The organism is Paenibacillus silviterrae (assembly GCF_030167925.1).
Classification (GTDB): Bacteria; Bacillota; Bacilli; order Paenibacillales; family NBRC-103111; genus Paenibacillus_G; species Paenibacillus_G silviterrae.
On the sequence record NZ_JASKUT010000001.1, the window covers coordinates 1,150,512 to 1,176,767 of the forward strand.

The 26,256-nt window shown below is 51.3% G+C and carries 26 protein-coding genes and 1 pseudogene; 25 read left to right on the forward strand and 2 right to left on the reverse strand.

Translation table 11 applies throughout. The features are described 5' to 3' along the window. The first annotated feature begins 11 nt into the window (after positions 1-11). The 10 genes from ftsY to ylqF all read left to right on the forward strand — a co-directional run bounded on the left by ftsY (position 12) and on the right by ylqF (position 7,024). On the forward strand, positions 12-1,016 hold the full coding sequence (gene ftsY, locus QMO62_RS04920; RefSeq protein WP_284638991.1) for a signal recognition particle-docking protein FtsY: 1,005 nt from the start codon (positions 12-14) through the stop codon (positions 1,014-1,016). A gap of 120 nt (positions 1,017-1,136) precedes the next feature. Then, positions 1,137-1,475 carry a putative DNA-binding protein gene (locus QMO62_RS04925; RefSeq protein WP_284638992.1) on the forward strand — a complete coding sequence of 113 codons (339 nt, stop codon included), beginning with the start codon at positions 1,137-1,139 and terminating at the stop codon, positions 1,473-1,475. Between the two features lie 55 nt (positions 1,476-1,530). Beyond that, a complete protein-coding gene (gene ffh / locus QMO62_RS04930; protein ID WP_284638993.1) occupies positions 1,531-2,898 on the forward strand; it encodes a signal recognition particle protein in 1,368 nt (455 codons plus the stop codon). A gap of 48 nt (positions 2,899-2,946) precedes the next feature. Continuing rightward, positions 2,947-3,219 (forward strand): 30S ribosomal protein S16, encoded by a 273-nt coding sequence (gene rpsP, locus QMO62_RS04935; RefSeq protein WP_159886997.1) that lies wholly within the window; start codon positions 2,947-2,949, stop codon positions 3,217-3,219. Positions 3,220-3,261: 42 nt separating this feature from the next. Continuing rightward, positions 3,262-3,492, forward strand: coding sequence for a KH domain-containing protein (locus QMO62_RS04940; protein WP_284638994.1), 231 nt, complete (start codon positions 3,262-3,264; stop codon positions 3,490-3,492). A gap of 131 nt (positions 3,493-3,623) precedes the next feature. Next, entirely contained in the window at positions 3,624-4,145 is a 522-nt protein-coding gene (gene rimM, locus QMO62_RS04945; RefSeq protein ID WP_284638995.1) for a ribosome maturation factor RimM, read from the forward strand. Then, complete coding sequence (gene trmD, locus QMO62_RS04950) at positions 4,145-4,891, forward strand: tRNA (guanosine(37)-N1)-methyltransferase TrmD (RefSeq protein ID WP_284644867.1); 747 nt, start codon at positions 4,145-4,147, stop codon at positions 4,889-4,891. The genes rimM and trmD overlap by 1 nt, the downstream gene beginning before the upstream one ends. Before the next feature lie 202 nt (positions 4,892-5,093). Beyond that, entirely contained in the window at positions 5,094-5,435 is a 342-nt protein-coding gene (rplS, locus tag QMO62_RS04955; RefSeq protein ID WP_284638996.1) for a 50S ribosomal protein L19, read from the forward strand. An 83-nt stretch (positions 5,436-5,518) separates the two neighbouring features. Then, a complete protein-coding gene (gene lepB, locus QMO62_RS04960; RefSeq protein ID WP_284638997.1) occupies positions 5,519-6,097 on the forward strand; it encodes a signal peptidase I in 579 nt (192 codons plus the stop codon). Between the two features lie 24 nt (positions 6,098-6,121). Further along, positions 6,122-7,024 (forward strand): ribosome biogenesis GTPase YlqF, encoded by a 903-nt coding sequence (ylqF, locus tag QMO62_RS04965; RefSeq protein ID WP_284638998.1) that lies wholly within the window; start codon positions 6,122-6,124, stop codon positions 7,022-7,024. Positions 7,025-7,698: 674 nt separating this feature from the next. On the opposite strand, the gene QMO62_RS04970 is transcribed toward ylqF, so the two are convergent. Beyond that, positions 7,699-8,073, reverse strand: coding sequence for a VOC family protein (locus tag QMO62_RS04970; RefSeq protein ID WP_284638999.1), 375 nt, complete (start codon positions 8,071-8,073; stop codon positions 7,699-7,701). Positions 8,074-8,789: 716 nt separating this feature from the next. Between QMO62_RS04970 and rnhB the strand changes: the two are divergent. The 4 genes and pseudogenes from rnhB to QMO62_RS04990 form a co-directional block, all read left to right on the forward strand. After that, positions 8,790-9,422 (forward strand): annotated as a pseudogene (gene rnhB, locus QMO62_RS04975) (ribonuclease HII); the annotation flags it as partial. Positions 9,423-9,540: 118 nt separating this feature from the next. Next, positions 9,541-11,745, forward strand: coding sequence for a TP0910 N-terminal domain-containing protein (locus QMO62_RS04980; RefSeq protein ID WP_284639001.1), 2,205 nt, complete (start codon positions 9,541-9,543; stop codon positions 11,743-11,745). After that, on the forward strand, positions 11,742-12,050 hold the full coding sequence (locus QMO62_RS04985; protein ID WP_284639003.1) for an EscU/YscU/HrcU family type III secretion system export apparatus switch protein: 309 nt from the start codon (positions 11,742-11,744) through the stop codon (positions 12,048-12,050). The genes QMO62_RS04980 and QMO62_RS04985 overlap by 4 nt, the downstream gene beginning before the upstream one ends. Continuing rightward, a complete protein-coding gene (locus QMO62_RS04990) occupies positions 12,047-12,427 on the forward strand; it encodes a YraN family protein (protein WP_284639005.1) in 381 nt (126 codons plus the stop codon). The genes QMO62_RS04985 and QMO62_RS04990 overlap by 4 nt, the downstream gene beginning before the upstream one ends. Before the next feature lie 60 nt (positions 12,428-12,487). Here the strand turns inward: QMO62_RS04990 and QMO62_RS04995 are convergent, their stop codons facing one another. After that, positions 12,488-14,026, reverse strand: coding sequence for a YifB family Mg chelatase-like AAA ATPase (locus tag QMO62_RS04995; RefSeq protein ID WP_284639007.1), 1,539 nt, complete (start codon positions 14,024-14,026; stop codon positions 12,488-12,490). Between the two features lie 187 nt (positions 14,027-14,213). Here QMO62_RS04995 and QMO62_RS05000 point away from each other — a divergent pair, with 187 nt between their 5' ends. From QMO62_RS05000 to flgB, 11 genes are all read left to right on the forward strand, one after another. Then, positions 14,214-14,477 (forward strand): hypothetical protein, encoded by a 264-nt coding sequence (locus QMO62_RS05000; RefSeq protein ID WP_284639009.1) that lies wholly within the window; start codon positions 14,214-14,216, stop codon positions 14,475-14,477. Positions 14,478-14,844: 367 nt separating this feature from the next. Next, positions 14,845-16,005: an ADP-forming succinate--CoA ligase subunit beta gene (gene sucC / locus QMO62_RS05005; RefSeq protein ID WP_284639011.1), complete on the forward strand. Its 1,161-nt coding sequence runs from the start codon at positions 14,845-14,847 to the stop codon at positions 16,003-16,005. Between the two features lie 33 nt (positions 16,006-16,038). Next, positions 16,039-16,971 carry a succinate--CoA ligase subunit alpha gene (gene sucD / locus QMO62_RS05010; RefSeq protein ID WP_284639013.1) on the forward strand — a complete coding sequence of 311 codons (933 nt, stop codon included), beginning with the start codon at positions 16,039-16,041 and terminating at the stop codon, positions 16,969-16,971. A gap of 142 nt (positions 16,972-17,113) precedes the next feature. Continuing rightward, positions 17,114-18,214, forward strand: a complete 1,101-nt coding sequence (gene dprA / locus QMO62_RS05015; protein WP_284639014.1) for a DNA-processing protein DprA — start codon at positions 17,114-17,116, stop codon at positions 18,212-18,214. Positions 18,215-18,259: 45 nt separating this feature from the next. Beyond that, the gene (gene topA, locus QMO62_RS05020; protein WP_284639016.1) at positions 18,260-20,362 is read left to right on the forward strand and encodes a type I DNA topoisomerase; all 2,103 of its coding nucleotides are present in this window, start codon (positions 18,260-18,262) and stop codon (positions 20,360-20,362) included. Between the two features lie 24 nt (positions 20,363-20,386). Then, the gene (gene trmFO, locus QMO62_RS05025) at positions 20,387-21,715 is read left to right on the forward strand and encodes an FADH(2)-oxidizing methylenetetrahydrofolate--tRNA-(uracil(54)-C(5))-methyltransferase TrmFO (RefSeq protein WP_284639017.1); all 1,329 of its coding nucleotides are present in this window, start codon (positions 20,387-20,389) and stop codon (positions 21,713-21,715) included. A gap of 121 nt (positions 21,716-21,836) precedes the next feature. Next, a complete protein-coding gene (gene xerC, locus QMO62_RS05030) occupies positions 21,837-22,691 on the forward strand; it encodes a tyrosine recombinase XerC (protein WP_372516706.1) in 855 nt (284 codons plus the stop codon). A 62-nt stretch (positions 22,692-22,753) separates the two neighbouring features. Then, entirely contained in the window at positions 22,754-23,299 is a 546-nt protein-coding gene (gene hslV / locus QMO62_RS05035) for an ATP-dependent protease subunit HslV (protein ID WP_284639021.1), read from the forward strand. 15 nt (positions 23,300-23,314) lie between these two features. Continuing rightward, positions 23,315-24,715, forward strand: a complete 1,401-nt coding sequence (hslU, locus tag QMO62_RS05040) for an ATP-dependent protease ATPase subunit HslU (RefSeq protein ID WP_284639023.1) — start codon at positions 23,315-23,317, stop codon at positions 24,713-24,715. Positions 24,716-24,848: 133 nt separating this feature from the next. Beyond that, positions 24,849-25,619 (forward strand): GTP-sensing pleiotropic transcriptional regulator CodY, encoded by a 771-nt coding sequence (gene codY / locus QMO62_RS05045; RefSeq protein WP_284639025.1) that lies wholly within the window; start codon positions 24,849-24,851, stop codon positions 25,617-25,619. Between the two features lie 233 nt (positions 25,620-25,852). Continuing rightward, positions 25,853-26,254: a flagellar basal body rod protein FlgB gene (gene flgB, locus QMO62_RS05050; protein WP_284639027.1), complete on the forward strand. Its 402-nt coding sequence runs from the start codon at positions 25,853-25,855 to the stop codon at positions 26,252-26,254. The last annotated feature ends 2 nt before the right edge of the window (positions 26,255-26,256 follow it).

Genomic DNA, 26,256 nt, shown 5'->3' on the forward strand with positions numbered 1-26,256 from the left:
GCATAGTGCCGATGAATTTTTTTAAAAAGCTGAAGGAAAGCATTTCGACCAAGGCGGAAGCGGTCACGAATAAGTTCAAGGAAGGATTAACGAAGACGAGAGATGTGTTCGTTGATCGCGTCGAAGACCTGTTCTCCCGCCGCAAGAAGATTGACGAGGAGTTTTATGAGGAGCTGGAGGAAATTTTGATCGGGGCCGACGTCGGTGTGAATACCGTGCTGAAGCTGATGGATAACCTTCGGTCCGAGGTGCGCAAGCGCAAAATCGAAAGCCCGAGCGAGCTGCAGCCGGTATTGTCCGAGATGCTGATTGGTCTGCTGAAGGGGGAAGAGAACGCTTCTCTGAAGATGGCGGATTCCGGCCTTACCATTATTTTATTCGTTGGTGTCAACGGCGTAGGAAAAACGACTACCATCGGCAAGATGGCCCACTATATGAAATCCCAAGGAAAAAAAGTGCTGCTCGCTGCGGGAGATACGTTCCGGGCAGGAGCAATCGAACAGCTGGAGGAGTGGGGCAAGCGTGCGGGCGTAGACGTAATCAAGCAGCAGGCGGGCTCTGACCCGGCGGCCGTCATGTTCGATGCCGTCCAGGCGGCCAAATCGCGCGGGGTGGACGTTCTGCTCTGCGATACGGCAGGGCGCTTGCAGAACAAGGTCAACCTAATGGAGGAGCTGAACAAAATTTATCGCGTCATTCGCCGCGAGGTGCCGGAGGCCCCGCATGAGGTGCTGCTGGTGCTCGATGCGACGACGGGACAAAATGCGCTTTCCCAGGCGAAGCTTTTTGACGAGAAGTCAGGTCTTAGCGGCCTGGTCCTCACGAAGCTTGACGGAACGGCGAAGGGCGGCATCGTTGTTGCGATTCGCCAGGAGCTGAAGCTGCCGGTGAAATTCGTCGGCCTCGGCGAGAAAATGGACGATCTGCAGCCGTTCGATTCGGATCAATTCGTTCACGCCCTCTTCAGCAAATGGATTCAGGAAGAGGAAGCAAAGGAAGGCCAGGAACAGCCTTAATCCCAAGGCAAATCCCGTTTGAAGACTGTTAAGGATAAAAGCTTGACATCCACTCCGGAATTCAGTATGATAGGTTCTGTTGTTCCTGTAAAGTGTTTTACCTTAACGGAGGTGGAGCACATGACTGAAGAAAGTGCGCTGCTGAAGGCGAACCGCATTAACCTGCTGTTCGATTTCTATGAGAAGCTGCTTACGGATAAGCAGCAGCAGTTCATGAAGGCATATTTCCACGATGATTACTCGCTTGGCGAGATTGCTGCGGAATTCGGCATCAGCCGGCAAGCCGTTTACGAGCATATTAAACGTGCCGAAGCGGTGCTGGAGGAGTACGAATCCAAGCTGCAGCTGCTGGCAAGGCATGAAGAACGCCAGCGATTGCTCAGCGAGCTTAGAGCGGCGGCAGACCCGAACCACGGGCATTTGCAGGAGCTCATTAATAAGCTTATCGAGCACGATTGACTGAATAAGAATCCGAACTATGATATAAATTCCTCCAGAAGGTGGTGACGCGTTCATGGCATTCGAAGGACTAGCCAGCCGATTGCAAAATGTATTTAGCAAGCTAAGAGGCAAAGGCAAGCTGACGGAGGACGATGTAAACGAGGCACTGAGGGAAGTACGGCTCGCGCTTCTTGAAGCGGACGTTAACTTTAAAGTCGTTAAGGAATTCATCGCAAAGGTGAAGGAGCGCGCCATCGGCCAAGAGGTGCTGCAAAGCTTCACACCGGCGATGGTCGTCGTCGACATCGTGAATAAAGAGCTCACCGAGCTCATGGGCGGAACGCAAAGCAAGCTGGCGAAGGCCAATAAGCCGCCTACCGTCATTATGATGGCAGGCTTGCAGGGTGCCGGTAAAACGACAACGGTCGGTAAGCTGGCCAAAATGCTCGCCCAACAAAATCATAAGCCGCTCCTGGCGGCGGGAGATATTTACCGTCCCGCAGCGATTAAGCAGCTGCAAGTGCTTGGAGAGCAGCTGAAGGTACCGGTGTTCGCCATGGGGACGGATGTAAGCCCTGTGGAGATCGCAAAGAAGGCGCTGCAGCAGGCGAAGGATCAAGGCAACGATTACTTGATCATCGATACGGCCGGCCGTTTGCACATCGACGAAACGTTGATGGACGAGCTGAAGCAGATCGTCGAAGCGGTCAATCCGAATGAAATCCTTCTGGTCGTTGATGCAATGACAGGTCAGGATGCAGTTAACGTCGCGGAGAGCTTCCACAAGCAGCTTGAGCTGACGGGCGTAGTGCTGACGAAGCTCGACGGCGATACCCGAGGCGGTGCCGCATTATCGGTTAAGGCGGTCACCGGCTGCCCGATCAAGTTTGCTGCGATGGGTGAGAAGATGGATGCGCTGGAGCCGTTCCATCCCGAACGGATGGCATCCCGTATTCTCGGCATGGGCGATATGCTCACGCTGATCGAGAAGGCACAGGCGAGCATCGATGCCGACAAGGCGAAAGAGATGGAGCGCAAGATGCGCAATGCCGAGTTCACCTTCGACGATTTCCTCGAGCAAATGGAGCAGGTAAAGAAGCTTGGTCCGCTCGATCAAATTCTTGACATGCTGCCTGGCGCAGGGAAGATCAAGGGTATGAAGGACGTGAAGGTGGACGACAAGCAGATGAGCCGTGTAGCGGCCATCGTGAAGTCCATGACGAAGGAGGAGCGCGCCCATCCGGAGCTGCTCAATCCTAGTCGCCGAAAGCGTTTGGCTGCCGGCAGCGGCAATTCGATTCAAGACGTCAACCGGTTCATTAAGCAGTTCGAGGACATGCGCAAAATGATGAAGCAGTTCTCCAGCATGATGGGACCTAAGGGCAACAAGATGATGAAGCAAATGAAGAAGCTTGGCAAAGGCGGGAAATTCCCGTTCTAATCCCGGCATCATATAATCATTTTACTCTATCTGGGAGGTGAAAATATCATGGCAACTCGCATTCGTCTTAAGCGTATGGGCGCTCACAAAGCTCCTTTCTACCGTGTGGTGGTTTCGGATTCCCGTTCCCCGCGTGACGGCCGCTTTATCGAAGAGATCGGTACTTATAATCCGGTGGCTCAACCAGCCATTGTCAATATTGACGAAGAGAAAGCACTGAAATGGCTTCAAACTGGTGCTCAAGCTTCCGACACAGTACGCAGTCTGTTCAGCAAAGCCGGCATCATGACTAAGTTCCACGAGTCCAAGCTGCAGAAGTAATCTCGCTGCAGCGTAAGGCTGCACGTGAATTCGGAGGTACGAATGAAGGATCTTATAACCGTTATCGCCAAGGCGTTGGTGGATCATCCGGATGAAGTACGCGTGACCTCGAAGGAGGACGACCGCAGCATTACGTACGAGCTGTCCGTTCACCCCGACGACGTCGGTAAAGTGATCGGCAAGCAAGGTCGTATTGCGAAGTCGCTTCGTACCGTCGTCACATCCGCTGCAGTGAAGGAACCGAAACGAGTTTCGGTTGAAATCTTGTCGTAATGTCAACAATGAGAGTTAGGAGATGCTCCTAACTCTTTTGTGTATATACGGGTCTCTTGAAAAGGGGCACCCCCTTACATAATCCATAGGGTTCATTTTACACGGGGGGATTACTATAAATGGAGGTTTCCATGAGCGAAAAGCTGTATACGGTAGGCAAAATTGTGAATACGCACGGCATACGCGGGGAGCTGAAAATCGTCCCGCAAACCGACTTTCCCGAGGAGCGCTTCGCTAAGGGCAGTCAGCTCCTGTTCGTAGAGGAGGAGAAAAATATCCGCCTTCCCGTAACAGTGGCCTCGTCCCGCTACCATAAGGGAATGTATGTGATCCTGTTCCAAGGCTTTACCAACATCAATGAAGTGGAAAAATACAAAGGCTGGCTTCTTAAGGTGGAGGAAAAGTACCTCGGTGATCTTGAAGAGGATGAATTTTATCACCATGAGATCCTCGGATGTAAGGTGGTGACGGATGAAGGTCAGGAGCTCGGAACCATTACCGAGATTTTATCCCCCGGGGCTAATGATGTCTGGGTAGTGAAGCCGAAATCCGGCAAGGAGCTGCTGCTGCCTTACATCGATGAGGTCGTACTGGATGTCGATGTAGAGCAGAAGCTCGTCACCGTTCACATTATCGAAGGGCTGTTGGATTGATGCGGATCGATGTTCTGACGTTATTTCCGGCTATGTTCGAGGGTGTATTTCACTCCAGTATCCTGGGAAAGGCACAAGAGAAGGGGCTGGTTAGCCTCAATACGACCAATTTTCGGGATTATGCCAATAATAAGCACAATACGGTGGATGATTATCCCTATGGAGGCGGCGGAGGCATGGTGCTGAAGCCGGAACCGATCTTCACCGCCGTAGAGGATATTACCAAGGGCTATACTCGTAAGCCTAGAGTCATTCTGATGTGTCCCCAAGGTGAGCCCTTCACTCAGAAGGTCGCGGAACGGCTGTCGGAGGAAGAACACTTACTCTTCATCTGCGGGCACTATGAGGGCTACGACGAGCGCATACGAGAGCATCTGGTGACCGACGAGCTATCGATCGGCGATTATGTACTGACCGGCGGAGAGCTGCCTGCGATGGTTGTAATCGATAGCGTAGTTCGATTGCTGCCTGGGGTGCTCGGTAACGAAACGTCAGCAGTTACGGATTCCTTCAGCACCGGACTGCTGGAATACCCTCACTATACCCGCCCGGTGAAGTTTCGGGATTGGGAGGTACCGGAGATTCTGCTGTCCGGTCACCACGCGAATGTGGCCGATTGGCGACGTAAGGAGTCGCTTCGCAGAACCTGGAAGAAGCGGCCGGATCTGCTCAAAAACTTCCCGTTGACGAAGAAGGATGAACGGTTTTTACAGGAGATTCGACAGGAAGAAGACGGAGAGAAGTAAGCCTTACCCGAAGAAACGCAAAAAATTAGTTGTTTTTACTCCAAAACCTCCCTTTCCCTGTTGAACTAGGCTTGGCATTGTGTTATGATATAAAGCGTTGTTGCATTTTTGCTTAATACGGTGGTCCTCTGCGCGTAGCATCGATAGAATTTATACAACTTAGGAGCGGCATGAACACCTGTGTGGAAGGAGGGAGTCATACATGAATTTGATCCAGGAGATTACGAAGGAACAATTGCGTCAGGATATTCCTAGCTTTCGCCCAGGCGACACGCTGAAGGTGCATGTTAAGGTTATCGAGGGTACTCGCGAGCGTATCCAGCTGTTCGAGGGTGTTGTTATTAAGCGCCGCGGCGGCGGTATCAGCGAAACGTTCACAGTAAGAAAAATTTCTTACGGTGTTGGCGTAGAAAGAACGTTCCCAATCAATTCCCCGAAGATCGATAAGATTGAAGTGGCTCGCCGTGGTAAAGTCCGTCGCGCGAAGCTCTACTATCTTCGCGGTCTGCGCGGTAAAGCAGCTAGAATTCAAGAGATTCGATAAGAAACGACAGGGGCTTGATTTTCAAGCTCCTTTTCGCTTTCTATATACCCCTATTCCATGGTAGAAAGGACAGTCACGTACATATGGAGCAAGAGCAAACCGTCGAAAACGAAAGCAAACCAAGCTCGGTAAAAAACGAAGCATGGGAATGGATCAAAGCGCTGTTAATCGCCGGAGGATTGGTGTTCATCATCCGTACCTTCATCTTCTCTCCATTCATCGTTGAAGGTCCGTCCATGGAACCGAATTTTCATACCAGCGAACGGCTCATCGTCAACAAGATTTTATATGATTTCAGGGCGCCGCAGCGCGGCGAGGTCATCGTCTTTCATGCGACGGAGGATAAGGATTACATTAAGCGCGTCATTGCGCTGCCGGGCGAGAAGGTTCGGGTGGAAGGCGATAAGGTGTTCGTAAACAATCAGCAGCTGGACGAACCGTGGCTGAAGCAGGCATTGGATGATGCGGCGAAAAAAGGGATACCCTATAACACGAGAAATTTTGCCGAGAAGACGGTAGCGGAGGGCAGCGTGTTTGTCATGGGGGACAATCGCTCCAACAGCGCAGACAGCCGAGATATCGGATTTATCGAATATGACCGCATTGTTGGCCGGGCGGATATTATTTTTTGGCCGATGAAGGATTTGAAGTGGATCCATTAAATGTAGAACAAGTGAGGTGACCTTATGACAATTCAATGGTTTCCAGGTCACATGACACGGGCCCGGCGGCAAATTCAGGATAAGCTGAAGCTGATTGATCTGGCAATAGAGCTGCTGGATGCAAGAATCCCGCTTTCCAGCCGGAACCCGATGATTGACGAAATCCTAATGAACAAACCGCGGCTCGTGCTTCTGAACAAAAGTGATCTGGCCGATCCGGAGATTACACGGCAGTGGGTTGCTTATTTTGCGGAGCAGGGGTTAAAAGCGCTTCCTATCGACGCTGCACAGGGGAACCCGAGCAAGGAGATTTTGAACCGCAGCCGGGAGCTGTTATCCGACAAGATTGAAGCGCAGCTGCGCAAAGGCATCAAGCCAAGAGCCATTCGGGCACTGATTGTAGGCATTCCGAATGTAGGAAAGTCGACTCTCATTAATAAAATGGCCGGACGCAAAATCGCCGCTACGGGAGATCGTCCCGGTGTAACCAAGGGGCAGCAGTGGATCAAGGTTGGTACAGAGATGGAGCTGCTGGACACGCCGGGGATTCTATGGCCGAAGTTTGAGGATCAGCGGGTTGGAATGCGCCTTGCTGCGACCGGAGCGATTAAGGAAGAGATTCTGCACCCCGAGGAGATCGCCTTGTTCGCCATGCGTTATATCGCCAAGAAGTATGGCGATGCGCTGAAGGAACGATTCGGCATCGCGGAGGTTCCGCAGGATACCGAGGATAATGAAAAGGTAGTTCAGCTGATCGAGGACATCGGGCGAAAACGCGGCGCGCTTATGAGCGGCGGAAGAGTCGATCTGGAGAAGGCGTCTCTGACCATTCTCAGAGAGCTGAGAGCGGGCAAGCTGGGACGCGTCAGTCTCGAGGACCCGGCGATGCTTGCTGCGGAAGCAGAAGAGGCAGTTCCCCAAGGGTAAACGAATAGATGGTTAAACGAAGGCCTCACTCCCTATCGGTGATGTAATACCGGTAAGGCGTGCGGTCTTTTTTGTATCGTAGATCAAGGGGAAAAGTTGGATAGAACGGCTTCGGCTTAGGGTAGAATGAGGGTAAAGTATATGATCGGGAAGGATCTGTTTATGAAGTACCCTCTATATGAGTATGTTCTCATAGTAATCCCAACGTTGATTGGGATCCTAGGCGGATACAGGGAAGTAAGAAATAACGGGCATCGCTACGGGCTGTTATACTTTATTAGCGGGGCCGTAGGCACAGGTTTATGTTATCTGTTTATTGCACTTCGCTTTTATACATTCCCGGATCGCCCACTCCATGGGCATCTGACAGTTTACTTTTATTACCTTTACGGTGGTTGCCGGAGTACGCTATAGCCCGAAGATCTGGTCTTGGAAAATTTCCATTTTATTGGGTGCTTGTTCACTTAGCGATTGTTTCCGAAATGCTGCTCATTTAAAATAAGAATATATTCACATTTACGTTCGGTTGGGATCTATGGGATTCCTATACCCTATGGTGGCTTTACTATTTAATTTTTGAATGGCTCGGCGGTAAAATCGTCCCGTCGACCGGTCGCTGCCCGTTTCATACGGCTTTGTTTCGTTATAAGAAATGGGGCTGCAAATAAAGAGTCTTAGCAGTATTCCATAAACTCCAATCGGTTGCCGAACGGATCCTGCACATAGAAACGAAGGATGCCTTCGTCCTCACGCATTTCATCATCGATCACGTGCACGTCCTTGGAAAGTAAATGCGAACGAAGGGCATCGAGGTCCCGGACGAGAAAAGCAGGGTGCGCCTTAATGGCTGGGACGAAGTCCTTCTGGATGCCAAGGTGTACTTGATGTATCCCGCATTGAAACCACGTACCACCGCGACTACGCAGTTTATCAGGCTTCGGTAACTCCTTCCAGCCGAGAATTCCGGTAAAAAAAGCGCGCGCGGCTTCTTCAGCACCGGCCGGTGCAGCTAACTGAATGTGATCAATCCCTTCAAAAGAAAACGACATGTTTAACACCTCTTTTATTAATTTCAACTAGTGAAACATAGTTTCATTATTAATATCTACATTATATAATGTGCAGAGCATCCTGGCTAGAGCTTCTACCAAATTCTGAGATAATCTCGAGGCAAATTTCTCCAAAGTTGTTACCGGAACAAAGCCCACACCGATGGAGAGAGTCTTCTACCGGGCCAATTGGCTATGGTGTTATTTCTCGTGGAATCGTTTGAAATCTTATATTGGCAGCCGGAATGATTGCTTCCTGAGGCTTCAACATTATATCAGGTAAGTTAAACCAGCTCGACAAAGATTTGGAGGAAAGCTCCATTATGTCACGAACGCAAGGGGCGTCGACACAAGCGGTGAGCATGGATTACATTTTTCCGGCTTGTGGCATTGGTGCTGATCGAAATCGTATGGGTATTGGTTCGGTATGGATGGAGTTAATGACAAGCGAAGGGAGCCGGCCTCATTCGTAAATAGGGGAGTATACCGGGTACCGAATTGCGTGAAGTACGAGGAGTACAGGCAAACGAGGTATCCCGGGGAGCCGTTGCTGATGAGGGATGCTTAGGATACACGGTTTATCTAGAGGGGTTTGTTGGAACGTATCGCTGCTGATGGGAGGACTCTCCAGCAGATCTGCAATTTTTTTATGGGCAAGCCGGGAGAGCTGAGATATAATGATTTTTTAAGAGAAGGGTTATGGAAAGACAGAAAAGCGGGTGGACGACTTGTTGGAATATGAAAGAGACCTATGGGCGCAGGGGCGACAATGGGTGGCCGGTGTGGACGAGGTCGGTCGGGGATGTTTGTTTGGCGATGTAGTGGCTGCTGCGGTAATTTTGCCGGAGGGTCTTATCCTAGATGAAGTGAACGATTCGAAGAAGCTTTCTGAAAAAAAACGGGACGAATTGTATGAGGTGGTCCTGCGAGAGGCCGTAGCTGTTGGTATAGGGATCATGGATGTACAAACGATTGAGCGTGTCAACATAAAGCAGGCGGCGCGGCTTGCGATGAAAATGGCTGTGGAACAGCTGAAGCAGTGCCCGGATTATTTGCTGGTGGATGCAGAGAAGGTGGATTTACCGATTCGCCAGCTAGCGGTCATTCATGGCGACGCCTTAAGTCAATCGATAGCAGCGGCTTCGATTGTTGCTAAGGTAACGAGAGACCGGATGTGCCTGGATTGGGATAAACAATATCCTGAATACGGAATTGCAGTACATAAGGGGTATGCAACGAAAATGCATCGAGAGCGAATTTTGGAATTCGGCCCTACGCCGCTTCACCGAAAAATGTTTCTTCGCAAGCTGCTTGCGGAATCGGAATATGAGCAGCAGGAATTGTTTTAGGATGATCTTAGGATAGATATGAAAGTTTGGACGGTAACTGCCGATATAAAGTATGAAGAGATTTGTGAGAAGCCGGTCGGTAGAGGCCGGCTTTCTCTTTCGGATAGGGAGGGATACGATGAATATTGGCGGATTGTTTCGCGGGATGATGGGTGATGTGCACGCATCTGAGCCTAAGTCGCTGGAGTTGAAGACGGGACAGGTAGTCCGCGGCGTCGTCCTTCAGGTTTTGCCGGAGCAGGAAGCTCTGATGAACATTGGGGGGGTACAAGTTAGAGCGAGGCTGGAAACGCCGTTGAAGCAGGGGCAATCCACTATGCTGCAGGTACAGCCGGAATCGGCGAATGGTCAAGTGAACTTGAAGCCCTTGGAAGCTTCAGGAGGAGTACAAATTGCGGATTCATCTCTTCCGGATGTCATCAAATCATTGGCCATCAGCGATACGCCTGCGAATCGGCAGCTCGTCCAGGCACTGCATCAGGCGGGAATAGCGCTGACGAAGGAAAATGTGCAAGCTTTCGTACAGCTTGCCGGGCAAATGCCTGCATCGATTCCTTTGGAGGATTGGCTTCCTGCCGGCATAGTAGCCATGCAGAAGGGGGTGCCCTTAACGCCGGAGGCGGTGTTGTCGGTCAAGCAGGCAATCCAAGGCCAACCCATACATGAGACCTTGACCCAGCTGGAGGATGCGATTGAGCGGGAGCTTGGCGGCGGGAAGCCAATGACACCGGAAAGCAGAGCGCTGCTAGAAGGCGTAAAAGCGCTCGTACAACAAGTCCGGGCTGCCTCAGCGCAGTTATTAGCTCAAGCGGAGGTAGAAACGCCTCCAGGAACGAACGCAGGCGCAGGATCGCAGGCTGGCGGAGCGGCGACGACGGGAGCGAGCGGCAGCGCAGGCGCGGGAGCGCAGGCTGGCGGAGCGGCGACGGTGGCGGGAGCGAGCGGCAGCGCGGGAGCAGGAGCGCAATCGGGCGCAGTGGCGACGCCGACGGCGGGAGCGAGCGGGAGCGCAGGCGCGGGAGCGCAGGCTGGCTTAGCGGCGACGGCGGCGGGAGCGAGCGGGAGCGCAGGCGCTGGAGCGCAGGCGAGCGTAGCGGCGACGGCGGCGGGAGCGAGCGGCAGCGCGGGAGCAGGAGCGCAGTCGGGCGGAGCGGCGGCGGCGGGAGCGAGCGGCAGCGCAGGCACGGGAGCGCAGGCGAGCGTAGCGGCGACGGCGGCGGGAGCGAGCGGCAGCGCGGGCGCGGGCGCGCAGGCTGGCGGAGCGGCGACGGCGGCGGGAGCGAGCGGCAGCGCGGGAGCAGGAGCGCAATCGGGCGCAGTGGCGACGCCGACGGCGGGAGCGAGCGGCAGCGCAGGCGCGGGTGCGCAGGCTAGCGGAGCGGCGACGGCGGCGGGAGCGAGCGGCAGCGCAGGCGCGGGTGCGCAGGCTAGCGGAGCGGCGACGGCGGCGGGAGCGAGCGGTAGCACGGGAGCAGGAGCGCAGTCGGGCGTAGCGGCGACGGCGGCGGGAGCGAGCGGCAGCGGGGGAGCAGGAGCGCAAGCTGGCGCAGCGGCGACGACGGCGGGAGCGAGCGGCAGCACGGGAGCAGGAGCGCAGGGGGTGGCCCCAACGCAACAGCAGCAGCCCGAAGCAGCAGAGCCTGGACAGTGGCTAGGCCGGATGATGAAAGCGCTCGGTGTTGACCATGAGCATCAATCCCTCAAGCTGCTCCATATGCAAGGCAATGCTTCAGCCGCAGAGTCGAAGGCGGCCGATACGCTGAAGGGACTTCTGCTTCAGCTGGGCCAATCAAGCGATGTAACCCCAGCTTTGAAAGAAGCGGCGCAGCAGGCCCTGCAGCAAATAACCGGTCAGCAGCTGCTATTGAATACCGACCGTTCTTCCATGTTTTCACATGTGACGATGTTCGTGCCCCTTATTAATGGGAATGGTGAACAAACGGCCGCGATCCATATTCAATCCCGTAAGGGCAGTCGAGGCGGCTTGGATGCTGATAATTGCCGGCTGGTATTCGACTTGAAAATGAAATCACTCGGTGACACCATGGTGGATGTGCAGGTAGTGAACAAAATCGTAAGCCTACAGGTCCATAATGACCAACCATTTCTCGCGGATTTGCTGGAAGCCAACCGGGAAGAGATTGCAAACGGTCTTTCCGCGATCGGTTATCAGTTCATATCTATGAAATGCACCCCTTATCCTGAACGGCTGTCGGAGCTGAATGAGAACAGTACTGCAGCGATTAAGCCTGGTTCGGCAGCGGCTCAGCTGCAAGCGGTATACGGCCAAAAGCCGTATAAAGGGGTGGATATCCGCCTATGAGCAAGAACAACCAAACCCCTCAGCCAAGCCCGATGAAAAAGGCAGTAGCCTTGAAATATTCACCGGATATCTCTAAGGCTCCTACCGTTGTGGCTAAGGGAAAGGGGCATATGGCGGATGCCATTTTGCAAAGAGCAAAAGAAGGGGGCGTTCCCGTTCAAGAGGATGCTTCCTTAGTCGAGGTATTATCGAAGCTGGATCTGGATCAAGAGATTCCACCCGAGCTGTATCATTTGGTGGCGGAGGTATTAAGCTTCATCTATCGTTCCGACCAGAGGGCCAAAGGGATGAAACCAAACCGATGACAGAGCAAAAAACGGCGTTAAATCGCAAGCAATTGGGAGCGGCAGGAGAGCAGTATGCCGAGGCATACTTAATCTCGAAGCATTATATCATCCTTGCCCGCAATTGGAGGGTTCGCTCGGGAGAAATCGACATTGTCGCCAAAGTGGACGGTGTCATCGTCTTTATCGAAGTACGTACACGCAGTCGGACATTACGCTTCGGTACGCCGCAGGAATCCATCGATGCCAAAAAGCAGCGGCAGGTGCTGGAGACAGCCCAGGTCTATCTTCACCAGCACCGTCTTTATAATGAACAAACACGCTTTGATGTGATCTCCGTCATTACGGATCCTTACGGAAACCTGAAAGAACTGGATCACATTTTATGTGCCTTCTGAAGAAGAGGAGCTTCCTCTTCTTTTTTGCATAAGTTTTAATGATTTCATCATCGAACGGTTTTACTTTTTATCCAATGTACGGTACTGCAGCGCTTCTGCTACATGAACCTCCTCCACTTTCTCACTGCATTCCAAATCGGCAATCGTCCGGGCCACCTTCAATATCCGGTCATACGCTCGTACGCTAAGCCCTAGTAGTTCAAACGTTCGTTCCAGCAGTGCAGAGGAAGCGACGTCCAGCTGAATCGTTTCGCGCAGCCTTTTCCCGCTGAGCTCGCTGTTAAAAAGGATCCCCCGGTTTCGGTATCGATCTTCCTGAAGCAGATGGGCCGTTTCCACCCGCTCCCGCATCTGCGCCGAGCTTAACTGCTCTCCGTGATTCAATTGAGAATAATCGATTCTCGGCACTTCGACGTGCAGATCAATACGATCCATCAGAGGACCGGAGATTTTGGATCGATATCCCGCAACCTTTAGCGGACTGCAGGTGCACGAATGAATCTCGGTCTCAGCGCCCCAATAGCCGCAAGGGCAGGGATTCATCGACGCCGCCAACAAAAAGTGAGCGGGAAACGTATAGACTGCGCGCGCTCTTCCGATCGTGACACGCCGATCCTCCATCGGCTGACGGAGAACCTCCAGCACAACGCGGGAGAACTCCGGCAGCTCATCCAAAAACAAGACGCCGCGATGGGCGAGGCTGACCTCACCCGGTTTGGGGATGGAGCCGCCGCCGATCAGTCCGCCTGCTGAGATGCTATGATGAGGCATTCGAAACGGACGCTCCCGAATCAGCCGGCTGCGGTCGGCAAATTTGCCGGAGGCGCTATAAATTTTCGTGACGTCAAGGGCTTCATGATCGTTCATCCGCGGGAGAATGGTCGGAAGTCGTTTGGCCAGCATGGTTTTACCCGTACCGGGAGGACCGATCAACAGAAGGTTGTGCATGCCGGCAGCGCAAATCATGAGTGCGCGCTTCACGTGAAGCTGGCCGCAAACATCGGCATAATCCTCAACTAAACCGGAATCGGACAATGGATTCGCGAATGATGAAGATAAATGTGATGAATTATTAAGTACATTAATTAAATTCCCTGTAATCCCCCCCTTTAACTCCGCAAGATGAGAAATGGCCCGGATCTCCATACCCTCTACAAATCCGGCCTCGTCGGCATTCGGAGCCGGAACGAGGACTCGTTTGACACCGTAGTCCAGCCCTGTGGCGAGCATGGAGAGAACACCCGGCACAGGTCGGATGGATCCGTCTAACGCCAGCTCTCCCAATACCATAGTATCCTTCCAATCCTCTTCCGGAAGCTGTCCGCTCGTGATCAAAAGCCCCAGCGCAATGGCCAGGTCGAAGGAGGCTCCTTCCTTCCGAACGTCTGCAGGGGCGAGATTCACCGTGATCCGTTGGAGGGGAAACGTAAACCCGCAATTTTTTACGGCGGCACGCACTCTTTCCATGGATTCTTTAATGGCGCTGTCCGGCAGTCCGACGATATTCATCACGGGCAAACCATTGCTGAGGTCGACCTCTACCTCAACCAGTTTCCCGTCTACTCCGTGCAAGCAAGCACTGATTACTTTTCCATACATAACAAAAAAACACCTTCCCCCCGGATAATCTAGTCCTAGGCAAAGGTGCTTCCTTATCGCCGTTGATCGTATAAGATAACTTCATTTTACATGCTGGATGCTGCTTTTGGCAATACATGGAATGAGTCGGATGTTTGTGGATATTCATCGTGATTACAGGAAAGCCTAAGAATGAAGTGAGAAGATTATGCAGGAAAAACCGTACTTTTGTCCGAATTGCCGGTCCAACCGGGTCAAATTCAGTATGATTTCCAGCTTTTCGAGACGCTTTCTGAAGGACGCCGTTACAGGGGCCGTGCAGGAGGTCGGAGAACCGGATGAGCTGCCGGAGGCCGAGCCCACCATACAATGTCAGGTTTGCAGCTTTACCGGAAATGAGCTGAGGTTCATTAAACAGGCGGAACGCGAGCCCCGGGTGATGACCCAGACGCAGCCAATTTCGTATCAATAACAAGCCGCACAACCTTATACGACAGCGCATATTTTCCTTGCAGGGGAGAAATGCGCTTTTGTTTTGACATCTGTTTTGCATGTAAGATACGCATTTTTTTTCAGGTGAATAAAAAAGATTAATAAGAATTTAAAAACTTCCTGCCGAAAAGATGAGGAAACCGTCGATAAAAAGTGTTACAATGGTAAAGGTTTTGAGGTGAAGGCAGATAAAGGGTATCTTCTGGACAACCCTAGCTCAAGCTATGAAGGACGGTATTGCCGGTTCCTTTATACACGCCGCATCGCCTGTTTGCGAACGATTCCGTCCTGCATGGCCGGCATCGGATCCATATAGCAAGCTATAACTGATAGGAGGATTTTGCTCAATGAATATCCATGAGTACCAAGGCAAAGCAGTACTGAAGCAGTACGGAGTAGCCGTACCGGAAGGTAAAGTAGCTTTTTCCGTGGATGAAGCGGTTGAAGCGGCGAAGGCACTGGGAACGCCGGTTGTCGTCGTAAAAGCACAGATCCATGCCGGGGGTCGCGGTAAGGCAGGCGGCGTTAAGGTTGCGAAAAGCCTTGATGAAGTTCGTACATATGCCGGCGAAATCCTAGGTAAGGTTCTCGTGACTCACCAAACGGGTCCGGAAGGTAAAGAAGTGAAGCGTCTGCTGATCGAGCAGGGCTGCGATATTAAGAAAGAGTACTATGTGGGCGTTGTCGTGGACCGCGGCACCGGACGCGTGGTGATGATGGCTTCCGAAGAGGGCGGTACGGAAATTGAAGAAGTGGCGCATCATACGCCTGAGAAAATCTTCAAAGAAGTGATCGATCCTGCCATCGGTCTGCAAGCGTTCCAAGCGCGCAAGCTTGCTTATGCCATCAACATCCCTAACGAGCTGGTCAACAAGGCTGTGAAGTTCATGATGGCTCTTTACAGCGCTTTTGTAGAGAAGGATTGTTCTATCGCTGAGATCAACCCGCTCGTTGTAACCGGCGACGGCAACGTAATGGCATTGGATGCGAAGCTGAACTTCGATTCCAACGCATTGTTCCGTCATAAGGACATTCTTGAGCTGCGCGACCTGGATGAAGAAGATGAAAAGGAAATCGAAGCGTCCAAGTTCGACCTGAGCTATATCGCACTCGATGGAAACATCGGCTGTATGGTTAACGGCGCAGGACTCGCGATGGCAACTATGGATATTATCAAATATTACGGCGGCGAACCGGCGAACTTCCTTGATGTAGGGGGCGGTGCGACGACAGAAAAGGTTACCGAAGCGTTCAAAATCATTTTGTCCGATGCGAACGTAAAAGGTATTTTCGTTAACATCTTCGGAGGCATCATGAAGTGCGATGTTATTGCGAACGGTGTTGTTGAAGCTGCGAAGCAAATCGGTCTGGATCGTCCGCTGGTTGTGCGTTTGGAAGGTACAAACGTGGAGCTCGGCAAAAAAATCCTGAACGAATCCGGCTTGAACATTGTCGCTGCGGATTCCATGGCTGACGGTGCACAGAAGATCGTCGCTCTCGTGAAGTAATACGACTAATATCAGGGGATGTGAACTATACAAATGAGTATCTTAGTAAATAAAAATACAAAGGTTATCACGCAAGGGATCACCGGCTCTGTAGGTATGTTCCACACCAAGGGCGGCCTCGACTACGGCACTCAAATGGTTGGCGGCGTAACTCCGGGCAAGGGCGGTACAAACATTGATATTACGCTTGAGAACGGCGAAGTTAAGTCCCTTCCTGTTTTCAATACCGTTGCTGACGCGAAGAAAGCTACGGGTGCAACGGCTTCCGTTATTTATGTTCCGCCGGCTTTTGCAGCGGATGCGATCATGGAAGCTGTAGATGCAGAGATCGAGCTGATCATCTGTATCACAGAGGGTATCCCTGTACTTGATATGGTGAAGGTTTCTCGTTATATGGAAGGCAAAAGCTCCCGTCTGATCGGGCCGAACTGCCCTGGCGTGATCACACCGGGCGAATGCAAAATCGGCATCATGCCGGGCTATATCCACACGCCTGGTCATGTTGGTGTCGTATCCCGAAGCGGAACATTGACTTACGAAGCCGTTCATCAGCTGTCCACTCGCGGCATCGGCCAATCCTCCGCAGTAGGTATCGGCGGAGACCCGGTGAAGGGCTCCGAGTTTATCGATATTCTGAAGCTGTTCAACGAAGATCCTGATACCTATGCGGTGATCATGATCGGTGAAATCGGCGGAACGGCAGAAGAAGAAGCGGCAGAATGGATCGCAGCGAACATGAAGAAGCCGGTTGTCGGCTTCATCGGCGGTCAAACGGCGCCTCCAGGAAAGCGTATGGGTCATGCGGGCGCCATCATTTCCGGCGGTAAAGGTACAGCGGCTGAGAAAGTCGCTACAATGGAGCGTTGCGGCATTAAAGTAGCTCCTACACCTTCCGAAATGGGCTCTACTCTTGTGAGCGTGCTCGAAGAGAAGGGTTTGCTGGAGAAGTGCATCACTAAAAAATAATTGCTTCTATTATATAGAGCAAATATGCAATGAGATAGGCAAGAAGCCTCTCTATTTCGCCAAGCGGCGAGTGGAGAGGCTTTTTGTTTTTCTGGCGCGAAGGGACAAAGTTGTTTCTTGACAAAGGAGGATATATACTAATATGGATAACCGCAGTATTCTAATCGCTTTACATGAGACCGAAGGAATCGGCTGGAAGACGATTCAGCAGCTGCTTATCATCCATCCGGAACTGACGGAAGTGCTGGAATGGAATGAGCAGGACTTTGAATTGACGGGATTTTCGCAGAAAAAGGCAGCTCAGCTTACGCACCTCCTGCAGTCATTAGACGATAAGAAATATGCTCGGCTCCTGCAGCAATATGAGGATCGAGGCATAGGCATGCTTACCCTGTGGGACGATCATTACCCGGTCCTGCTGAAGCATACGGCACAGCCGCCGTGGGTGCTTTACTACAAAGGCGAGCCGGACTATCTGCAGCTGCCGTGTATCGGAATGGTCGGCACGCGTACACCTACCGCCTATGGCAAGAGAACGGCGGAAGACTTGGCTGAAGCCCTATCTGCTGCCGGCTTATGTGTCGTAAGCGGCCTTGCCCGGGGGATTGATAGCGCTTCGCATGAAGGGGCGTTAAGACAGAAGGGAAGCACGATCGGTGTGTTAGGCTGCGGGATCGATCAGATTTACCCACAGGAAAACAAACGTTTGTTTGAACGAGTAGGAGCTCAGGGGCTTATTGTATCCGAGTATCCGTTCGGCACAAAGCCGCGCCCCGGTTTATTTCCACAGCGCAACCGAATCATTGCCGGCCTAAGCTTGGGGGTCGTGGTAGTAGAGGCTGCCCTAAAGAGCGGCTCATTAATTACCATGGATCAGGCGCTGGAGGAATCAAGAGATGTGTTCGCCGTACCGGGGCCGATTACATCACCCAAGAGTCAAGGCACATTAGCACTCTTGAAGCAGGGTGCCAAGCTGGTCACCTGTGCAAAGGACATTGTGGAGGAGTATGCACACCGGATATCCTTGGATGAATCGGCATACATTAATCGTAATCGACAGCTGGATCCATTGACGCACCAGGAGCAAAAAATAATCGACATTCTCACCTTTCGATCCTGTCATATCGACGAGCTGCTGCTGCAAAGTCAATTTACCTTTGGACTTTTGCATTCAGTTCTGTTAAATTTACAATTGAAAAAACGTATCGTCGAGCTCCCAGGTTCAGTCTACACAATACCTTGATGATGATTATACATATTCATACTTGTTGAAGGGGGAAGGACGACTATGGCCGATTCGTTAGTCATTGTGGAGTCACCCGCAAAAGCCAAAACGATCAGCAAATACTTGGGCAGCAAATACATCGTCAAAGCCTCCATGGGGCATATCCGGGATTTGCCGAAAAGTCAAATTGGGGTCGAAATAAAGAAAAACTTCGAGCCGAAGTATATCACTATCCGCGGTAAGGGCTCTGTTCTCAAAGAGCTGAAGGATGCCAGTAAAAAAGTGAAAAAAATTTATCTGGCGGCTGACCCTGATCGCGAAGGGGAAGCGATCGCTTGGCATTTGGCGCATTATTTGGATGTTTCAGATACGGAGCCTTGCCGTGTCGTATTTAACGAAATTACGAAGCAAGCGGTGAAGGATGCATTCAAAACACCGCGCAAGATTAACCTCGACTTGGTAAACGCTCAGCAGGCTCGCCGGATCCTGGATCGGCTGGTAGGCTACAAGATCAGCCCGCTGCTTTGGAAAAAGGTAAAGAAGGGATTATCCGCAGGCCGCGTGCAATCGGTCGCTGTGAAGCTCATTTACGATCGCGAGAATGAGATCAACGCGTTCGTACCTGAAGAATACTGGACGATCACGGCGAAGCTGATCGCCGGCACAACGGAATTTGAAGCCAAGTTTCATAGTCTTCGCGGGGAGAAGAAGGAGCTTTCGAACCAAGCTGAAGTCAATGAAATACTGGCTGCCATTGCTAAGGCCGATTTCGTTGTGAATGAAGTGAGAGAGAAAGAGCGTCTGCGCAATCCTTCGCCGCCGTTCATCACAAGCTCCATGCAGCAAGAAGCGGCGCGAAAGCTCAATTTCAGGGCCGCCAAGACGATGTCCGTCGCTCAGCAGCTGTACGAGGGGATTGATCTCGGGAGTGAGGGAACCGTAGGTTTGATCACCTACATGCGTACGGATTCGACACGAATTTCGCCGGTTGCTCAAGAGGAAGCCAAAGATTATATCGTAGGCAAATTCGGAAGCAATTTTTATCCCGAGACGCCGCGGCAATATGTAAAGAAAAATGCCAACGCACAGGATGCGCATGAAGCCATTCGTCCCAGCTCGGTGCTGCGGGAGCCTGACCAGATCAAGGAGTATTTAAGCCGAGATCAATTCCGTCTGTACAAGCTGATATGGGAACGATTTCTGGCAAGTCAGATGGCTTCGGCTATTTTGGATACAATGACGGTGGATATTGCCGCGGCGACAACAACCTTCCGTGCGGTCGGTTCGAAGGTGAAGTTCCACGGTTTTATGAAGGTCTATGTTGAAGGCAGTGACGACGAAACGACGGATGACGAGAAGTTTTTGCCTCCTCTCAAGCAAGGCGATAAGGTAAAAACGAAAACGATTGATCCGAAGCAGCATTTTACTCAGCCTCCTCCGAGATATACCGAGGCACGTCTGGTAAAAGCGCTGGAAGAGATGGGAATCGGGCGCCCGAGTACGTATGCTCCCACACTCGAAACGATCCAAAAGCGCGGCTATGTAGCGATTGAGGAGAAGAAGTTCGTTCCTACCGAGCTCGGTGAGCTGGTCATCCAGCAAATGATCGAATTTTTCCCTGAAATTCTGGACGTAGAATTTACGGCTCAGATGGAGGAGGAGCTCGACCATATTGAGGAAGGAAGCCAAGACTGGGTTAAGGTGCTTGATTCGTTCTATCAATCGTTCGAGAAACGGCTTGAGGTCGCGGAAGAAGAGATGGAGAAGATTGAAATCCAGGATGAGGTATCGGACGAAATTTGCGAGAAGTGCGGAAGCCATTTTGTATATAAAATGGGTCGCTTCGGCAAGTTTCTAGCCTGCTCCGGGTTTCCGGACTGCCGAAATACGAGGCCGATCGTCAAAGATATCGGCGTGTCCTGCCCGACCTGCAAGGAAGGGAAAATCATCGAGCGACGAAGCAAAAAAGGACGCATCTTCTATGGCTGTGACAAGTATCCAGGCTGTGAATTCGTATCCTGGGATAAACCGGCGGAGAAGCCGTGTCCGAAGTGCGGAGCGCTGGCGGTGGAGAAGCGGAATAAATCGGGCACATTCATCCAATGCGTCCAGTGTGATTATAAAGAAGAAGCCAAAGACGACGATCTGGAGTCAATCGAGGAGTAAACTTAAGTATAGGGAGTGCGCATCTTGACAGATACACCGAAGGTTACAGTCATCGGAGCCGGTTTGGCTGGCAGCGAAGCTGCCTGGCAAATTGCCAGCCAAGGGGTTCCGGTCGTTTTATATGAAATGCGTCCTGAGAAGAAGACGCCGGCCCATATTTCGGACAAGTTCGCTGAACTGGTCTGCAGCAATTCGCTTCGTGCAAACGGACTCACGAATGCCGTGGGCGTGTTGAAGGAAGAGATGCGGATGCTCAATTCGCTGATTATGCGAGCGGCGGATAAGCATGCGGTGCCTGCTGGCGGTGCTTTGGCGGTGGATCGGGACGGTTTTTCGGGAGAGGTAACATCCATTCTGAGGAACCATCCGTTGATCGAGGTGCGCAACGAGGAGCTGGAATCGCTTCCTGACGGAATTACAGTCGTTGCTACCGGGCCGCTCACCTCTCCTGCGCTGTCAAAGCATCTGCAGGAATTAACGGGCGAGGATTACCTTTACTTCTACGATGCTGCAGCGCCGATTGTAGAGAAGGACTCGATCGATATGGACAAGGTATACCTCGCTTCACGTTATGACAAAGGCGAGGCAGCCTATCTGAACTGTCCGATGACCGAAGAAGAATTCAATGTCTTTTATGAAGCGATCATCTCGGCCGAAGCGGCTCCGATAAAGGAGTTCGAGAAGGAAATCTACTTCGAAGGCTGTATGCCGATCGAGGTCATGATGAAGCGAGGCAAGCAAACGGCATTATTCGGTCCGATGAAGCCAGTAGGACTTGTCAACCCGCACACGGGTACCTTACCGTATGCTGTAGTTCAATTGCGACAGGATAATGCAGCGGGCACGTTGTACAATCTGGTAGGCTTTCAAACCCATCTGAAGTGGGGCGAGCAGAAGCGCGTATTTTCCTTGATTCCGGGCTTAGAGAATGCGGAATTCGTACGGTACGGCGTGATGCACCGCAATACCTTCATTAATTCCCCCAAGCTCCTTCGTCCGACCTATCAGTTTCAAGGAAGGGACAATTTGTTCTTCGCTGGGCAAATGACGGGTGTAGAAGGCTATGTCGAATCCGCAGCCTCCGGTCTGATTGCCGGTATGAACGCTGCGCGATTTGCTAAAGGGGAGGAACTGGTCTTGTTCCCTCCGGATACAACCTTGGGCAGTATGGCGAACTATATTACGACCGCGGACTTTAAACATTTCCAACCGATGAATGCCAATTTCGGGTTGTTTCCGCCGCTTGACGAGAAAATCAAGAACAAAAAGCTTAAGAATGAAAAAATCGCAATGCGCGCAATTGAGAAAATTCAGAATTTTTCTCAAAATCAATACAATTTAACTTGTAAATAAATTCGTCCCTATGGTACGATGAGAAAGGCTTTGTATGGTTAGCATAAGCGAACTATTGCAAAGCCTTGAAGGGGGACAGCCGGTGAAGAACGATCATTGGGTCGATGGCTATCTTCGATACATGTCTGTTGAGAAGAGCAGCTCATCGCTTACTCTGCAAAACTATGCTAATGATATCCAGCAGTTCGCCGATTATTTGAGGCAGCAACAAATCGATGATTTTGCTGCTGTTTCTTATTTAACGGTCCGTTCCTACTTGGCCTCGCTTATGGCAAACGATTATGCAAAACGAAGTGTCTCCAGAAAAATATCCGCTCTGCGTTCCTTCTATTTATATCTTGTCAGGGAAGGCTACATAGAGACAAGTCCGTTTCTTTATATCAAAACCCCAAAGCTTGACAAACGACTACCCAAATTTATGTATCTTGAAGAAGTGGAGCAGCTGCTTAAGGCTCCGGACGTTACCGATCCGCTCGGGATGAGGGATCAAGCCATATTTGAAACGTTGTATGCATCGGGCATACGTGTAAGTGAACTGACAGGTCTTAATTTGAGGTCCGTCGATATACATAATGGGATTGCGCTAGTCATGGGAAAGGGCACTAAGGAGCGTTATGTGCCTTTGGGGGAAATGTCCTTACGATCTTTGAAGCGGTATATAGAGGAAGGTCGTTCCAAGCTTTGCAAGGATGTGTCGGAGCAAGCCTTGTTCGTAAATTATACCGGAACGAGATTGACGGACCGCAGCGTCCGGAGAATTGTTGATAAATATATCCAAACGATGGCCGGCGCCCGTTCGATTAGTCCGCATACGCTTCGTCATACATTCGCCACCCATATGCTGGAAGCCGGGGCTGATCTTCGGATCGTTCAGGAGCTTCTGGGCCATGTGAATGTATCGACTACCCAGATCTATACTCATGTGACAAGAGATCAGCTGCAATCCGTCTATAATCGGGCTCACCCAAGAGCTTAAACCTTCGGGAACTAAGCAGATAGCAGGCTTAGTTTTCGTCATGAATGGAGGAGGAAGAGGCTATGGAACAAACCTTTCACGCTACGACCATATTCGCCATTCGGCACGAAGGCAAAGGGGCCATTGCCGGAGACGGGCAAGTAACCTTTGGGAACAGTATGGTGATGAAGAGTCAAGCCAAAAAGGTGCGACGCTTGTATCGCGGCAAAGTGGTTGCCGGCTTCGCAGGCTCCGTGGCTGACGCCATCACACTTTTTGAGAAATTCGAGTCCAAGCTGGAGGAGCATCAGGGCAATCTTCAGCGCTCCGCAGTGGAGCTGGCCAAGGATTGGCGCTCCGACCGGGTACTGCGTCGGCTTGAGGCTATGATGATCGTGATGGATCAGCACAATTTGCTGTTAATCTCAGGAAACGGTGAAATTATCGAGCCGGATGACGGGATTTTGGCGATCGGATCCGGTGGCAGCTTCGCTTTGGCCGCTGGACGTGCTTTACACCGCTACGCTCCACAAATGTCAGCGAAGGAAATCGCTCATGCTGCACTGACCATGGCTGCCGAAATTTGTGTGTTTACGAACCATAACATCATTGTCGAAGAGATCGAATAAGGGAGGTTATGCGTGTTGAAGCAGGTATCACTCACCCCTAGGGAAATCGTTGCCGAGCTTGATAAGTACATTGTCGGACAGAAGAAAGCGAAGAAGTCAGTAGCGGTTGCACTGCGTAACCGATACCGCCGTAGTCTGCTGGACGAAACAATCCGTGATGAGATCGTTCCAAAAAATATATTAATGATCGGACCTACGGGTGTCGGTAAGACGGAAATCGCGCGCAGATTAGCGAAGCTGGTCAATGCTCCTTTCATTAAGGTAGAGGCAACCAAGTTTACCGAGGTTGGTTACGTTGGCCGGGATGTTGAATCCATGGTGCGAGACTTGGTGGAGACCGCCATTCGTATGGTGAAGGCGGAGAAGGCGGAGAAGGTAAAGGATCGCGCTGAGCAGCTGGCCAATGAGCGGATTGTGGATATTCTTGTGCCGACCCCATCCAAGCAGCGCGGGCAAAAGAACCCATTCGAGATGCTGTTCGGCAACGCAGGCAATCAGCAGCAGGAACCGGCAGATCAGCCGTCCGATTCCTATATTACGGCCCGCAAGCAAGAAATGAAGGCACAGCTGCAGCGCGGCGAGCTGGAGAATCAGGTAATTGAAATTGAGGTAGAGGACAGCTCCCCTTCGATGCTTGATATGCTGGCCGGTCAAGGAAACGAACAAGCCGGCATGAATATGCAGGAGCTGTTCGGATCGCTGCTTCCGAAAAAAACCAAGAAGCGTAAGCTGCCGATTAAGGAAGCGCGCAAGGTGCTGACACAGGAAGAGGCTCAGAAGCTGCTGGATATGGACGAAGTGATTCAAGAGGCAGTGAAGCGTGCCGAGCAGCTCGGGATCATTTTCATCGATGAGATCGACAAAATTGCGAGCTCCGGCAGAGGCGGCGGACCGGACGTATCTCGAGAAGGCGTTCAGCGTGACATTTTGCCTATCGTTGAGGGCTCTACCATCATGACAAAATACGGTCCGGTAAAAACCGACTACATCTTGTTCGTTGCCGCAGGGGCATTCCATATTGCCAAGCCGTCCGATTTAATACCGGAGCTTCAGGGGCGCTTCCCGATTCGGGTCGAGCTCAGCAGCTTATCCCAGCAAGACTTTGTGCTTATTCTCAAAGAACCGCAGAACGCTTTAACCAAGCAATATACCGCATTACTGGAAACCGAGGGCATCGAAGTGGAATTCTCCGATGCAGCCATCGAGGAAATCGCCAAGATTGCCGCTGAGGTCAATCAAAATACGGATAATATCGGCGCACGCCGCCTTCACACGATTCTGGAAAAGCTGCTCGAGGACCTCTCCTTTGAGGCACCTGAGATCACGCTGGAACAAATCGTCATTACTCCGGAATATGTTCGGGAGAAGCTGTCGGACATTGTGCAAAATCGCGATTTGAGTCAATACATTTTGTAGCACCGGATGAATGTTACTGGGATTTCAAGAAAAGCATCCTCGCAGACACTCAGAAACTTGTTTGAAAGGGCTTCGATAAAGGCTTTTCTTAACCGGTCGTTTTCCATGTTTACGAAACCGGGGGGCTTCCGCCATGACATTATTAATGAAGACAAGAAGGTTAAACAAGCTGCTGCAGAAGGAAGCAGGCAATCCCGTCAGCTTTATGGATATGGCCGCAGTGCTAAGCGATATCCTTGCTGCGGATATTTATGTAGTGAGCCGCAAAGGGAAAATTCTCGGGAGCGCACGTTCCCGGGAATCGGCCTTCGAGTTTGAGCCAAACCCGCATCTTCAGGAAAATCGATTTCCGGCGGACTATAACCAGCTCCTCCTCAAAGTGGAAGAGACGTCTTCCAATCTTGAGGCGGGAAGCGAGTTTGATGTGTTTGGCGAGCATGGATCCGAAGAAGGCTTTCATATAACGATTGTGCCGATCATTGGGGGCGGCGAGCGTCTTGGCACACTCATTTTAACAAAATCAGGGAACGATTTCATTGATGACGATCTGGTTCTGGCGGAGTATGGCTCCACTGTCGTAGCGATGGAAATTTTGAGGGAGAAGGCAGAGCAGATCGAAATCGAAGCCCGCGGCAAGGCGGTGGTGCAGGTCGCTGTGGGTTCGCTTTCATTCAGCGAGCTGGAGGCGGTTGAGCATATTTTCGAGCAATTGGATGGCATGGAAGGTCTATTGGTTGCCAGTAAAATTGCAGATCGTGTTGGCATAACCCGCTCCGTGATAGTGAACGCGCTGCGGAAGCTGGAAAGCGCTGGGGTCATAGAAACCCGTTCTCTCGGAATGAAGGGAACTTATATTCGCGTTCTGAACGATCAGCTGCTCCAAGGAATTCAAAGCGTGAAATAAAGAAAATTAATCAAAAATTTTTAAGAAGTAGTCCTATATTTCAAAAATATAGGGCTTTTTTCTTATTGTATTATTTGTCGACATTCTCCAATATAGGAATAGTTCCACGTAACTACATAATATGCCAGCGTTGTTATATTTTTTTTCAGCGAAAATGTCGAACGAAGGAGGATATTCTGCATAGCTTGTTGAATATCTATCTTACATATCTATACGAAAGTAGGATATCCATCATGTATGTATTTAATAAGCCAGGATTTGATATGCTGGAGCGTTCATTGGATGCTGCAACTCTGCGTCAGAAGGTAATTGCAGATAATGTCGCAAATATCGACACGCCTTACTTTAAAAGGTCAGAGGTGAAGTTCGAGGAACTTCTTCAACAGGAGCTCCAGGGACCTGCCGTTCAAGGATATCGAACGGATCCGAGGCACTTCGAGATTGGAAAGCCGGCTCGGCCGATGCCTCAGGTGATTCAGGACAATAGTACGGCTATCAACAACAATTTAAACAACGTGGACATTGATTACGAGATGTCGCTGATGGCCAAAAACCAGCTTCGATATAACGTAATGGTACAGCAGGTTAACGGGGAATTGAAGAAACTGAGAACCGTGATCGACGGGAGGGGTTGATA

Excerpts from the sequence above, each read along its gene's own strand:
- ftsY (WP_284638991.1), top strand. The coding sequence starts at position 12 with ATGAATTTTTTTAAAAAGCTGAAGGAAAGCATTTCGACCAAGGCGGAA.
- QMO62_RS04925 (WP_284638992.1), top strand. The coding sequence starts at position 1,137 with ATGACTGAAGAAAGTGCGCTGCTGAAGGCGAACCGCATTAACCTGCTG.
- ffh (WP_284638993.1), top strand. The coding sequence starts at position 1,531 with ATGGCATTCGAAGGACTAGCCAGCCGATTGCAAAATGTATTTAGCAAG.
- rpsP (WP_159886997.1), top strand. The coding sequence starts at position 2,947 with ATGGCAACTCGCATTCGTCTTAAGCGTATGGGCGCTCACAAAGCTCCT.
- QMO62_RS04940 (WP_284638994.1), top strand. The coding sequence starts at position 3,262 with ATGAAGGATCTTATAACCGTTATCGCCAAGGCGTTGGTGGATCATCCG.
- rimM (WP_284638995.1), top strand. The coding sequence starts at position 3,624 with ATGAGCGAAAAGCTGTATACGGTAGGCAAAATTGTGAATACGCACGGC.
- trmD (WP_284644867.1), top strand. The coding sequence starts at position 4,145 with ATGCGGATCGATGTTCTGACGTTATTTCCGGCTATGTTCGAGGGTGTA.
- rplS (WP_284638996.1), top strand. The coding sequence starts at position 5,094 with ATGAATTTGATCCAGGAGATTACGAAGGAACAATTGCGTCAGGATATT.
- lepB (WP_284638997.1), top strand. The coding sequence starts at position 5,519 with ATGGAGCAAGAGCAAACCGTCGAAAACGAAAGCAAACCAAGCTCGGTA.
- ylqF (WP_284638998.1), top strand. The coding sequence starts at position 6,122 with ATGACAATTCAATGGTTTCCAGGTCACATGACACGGGCCCGGCGGCAA.
- QMO62_RS04970 (WP_284638999.1), bottom strand. The coding sequence starts at position 8,073 with ATGTCGTTTTCTTTTGAAGGGATTGATCACATTCAGTTAGCTGCACCG.
- QMO62_RS04980 (WP_284639001.1), top strand. The coding sequence starts at position 9,541 with ATGAATATTGGCGGATTGTTTCGCGGGATGATGGGTGATGTGCACGCA.
- QMO62_RS04985 (WP_284639003.1), top strand. The coding sequence starts at position 11,742 with ATGAGCAAGAACAACCAAACCCCTCAGCCAAGCCCGATGAAAAAGGCA.
- QMO62_RS04990 (WP_284639005.1), top strand. The coding sequence starts at position 12,047 with ATGACAGAGCAAAAAACGGCGTTAAATCGCAAGCAATTGGGAGCGGCA.
- QMO62_RS04995 (WP_284639007.1), bottom strand. The coding sequence starts at position 14,026 with ATGTATGGAAAAGTAATCAGTGCTTGCTTGCACGGAGTAGACGGGAAA.
- QMO62_RS05000 (WP_284639009.1), top strand. The coding sequence starts at position 14,214 with ATGCAGGAAAAACCGTACTTTTGTCCGAATTGCCGGTCCAACCGGGTC.
- sucC (WP_284639011.1), top strand. The coding sequence starts at position 14,845 with ATGAATATCCATGAGTACCAAGGCAAAGCAGTACTGAAGCAGTACGGA.
- sucD (WP_284639013.1), top strand. The coding sequence starts at position 16,039 with ATGAGTATCTTAGTAAATAAAAATACAAAGGTTATCACGCAAGGGATC.
- dprA (WP_284639014.1), top strand. The coding sequence starts at position 17,114 with ATGGATAACCGCAGTATTCTAATCGCTTTACATGAGACCGAAGGAATC.
- topA (WP_284639016.1), top strand. The coding sequence starts at position 18,260 with ATGGCCGATTCGTTAGTCATTGTGGAGTCACCCGCAAAAGCCAAAACG.
- xerC (WP_372516706.1), top strand. The coding sequence starts at position 21,837 with ATGTCTGTTGAGAAGAGCAGCTCATCGCTTACTCTGCAAAACTATGCT.
- hslV (WP_284639021.1), top strand. The coding sequence starts at position 22,754 with ATGGAACAAACCTTTCACGCTACGACCATATTCGCCATTCGGCACGAA.
- codY (WP_284639025.1), top strand. The coding sequence starts at position 24,849 with ATGACATTATTAATGAAGACAAGAAGGTTAAACAAGCTGCTGCAGAAG.
- flgB (WP_284639027.1), top strand. The coding sequence starts at position 25,853 with ATGTATGTATTTAATAAGCCAGGATTTGATATGCTGGAGCGTTCATTG.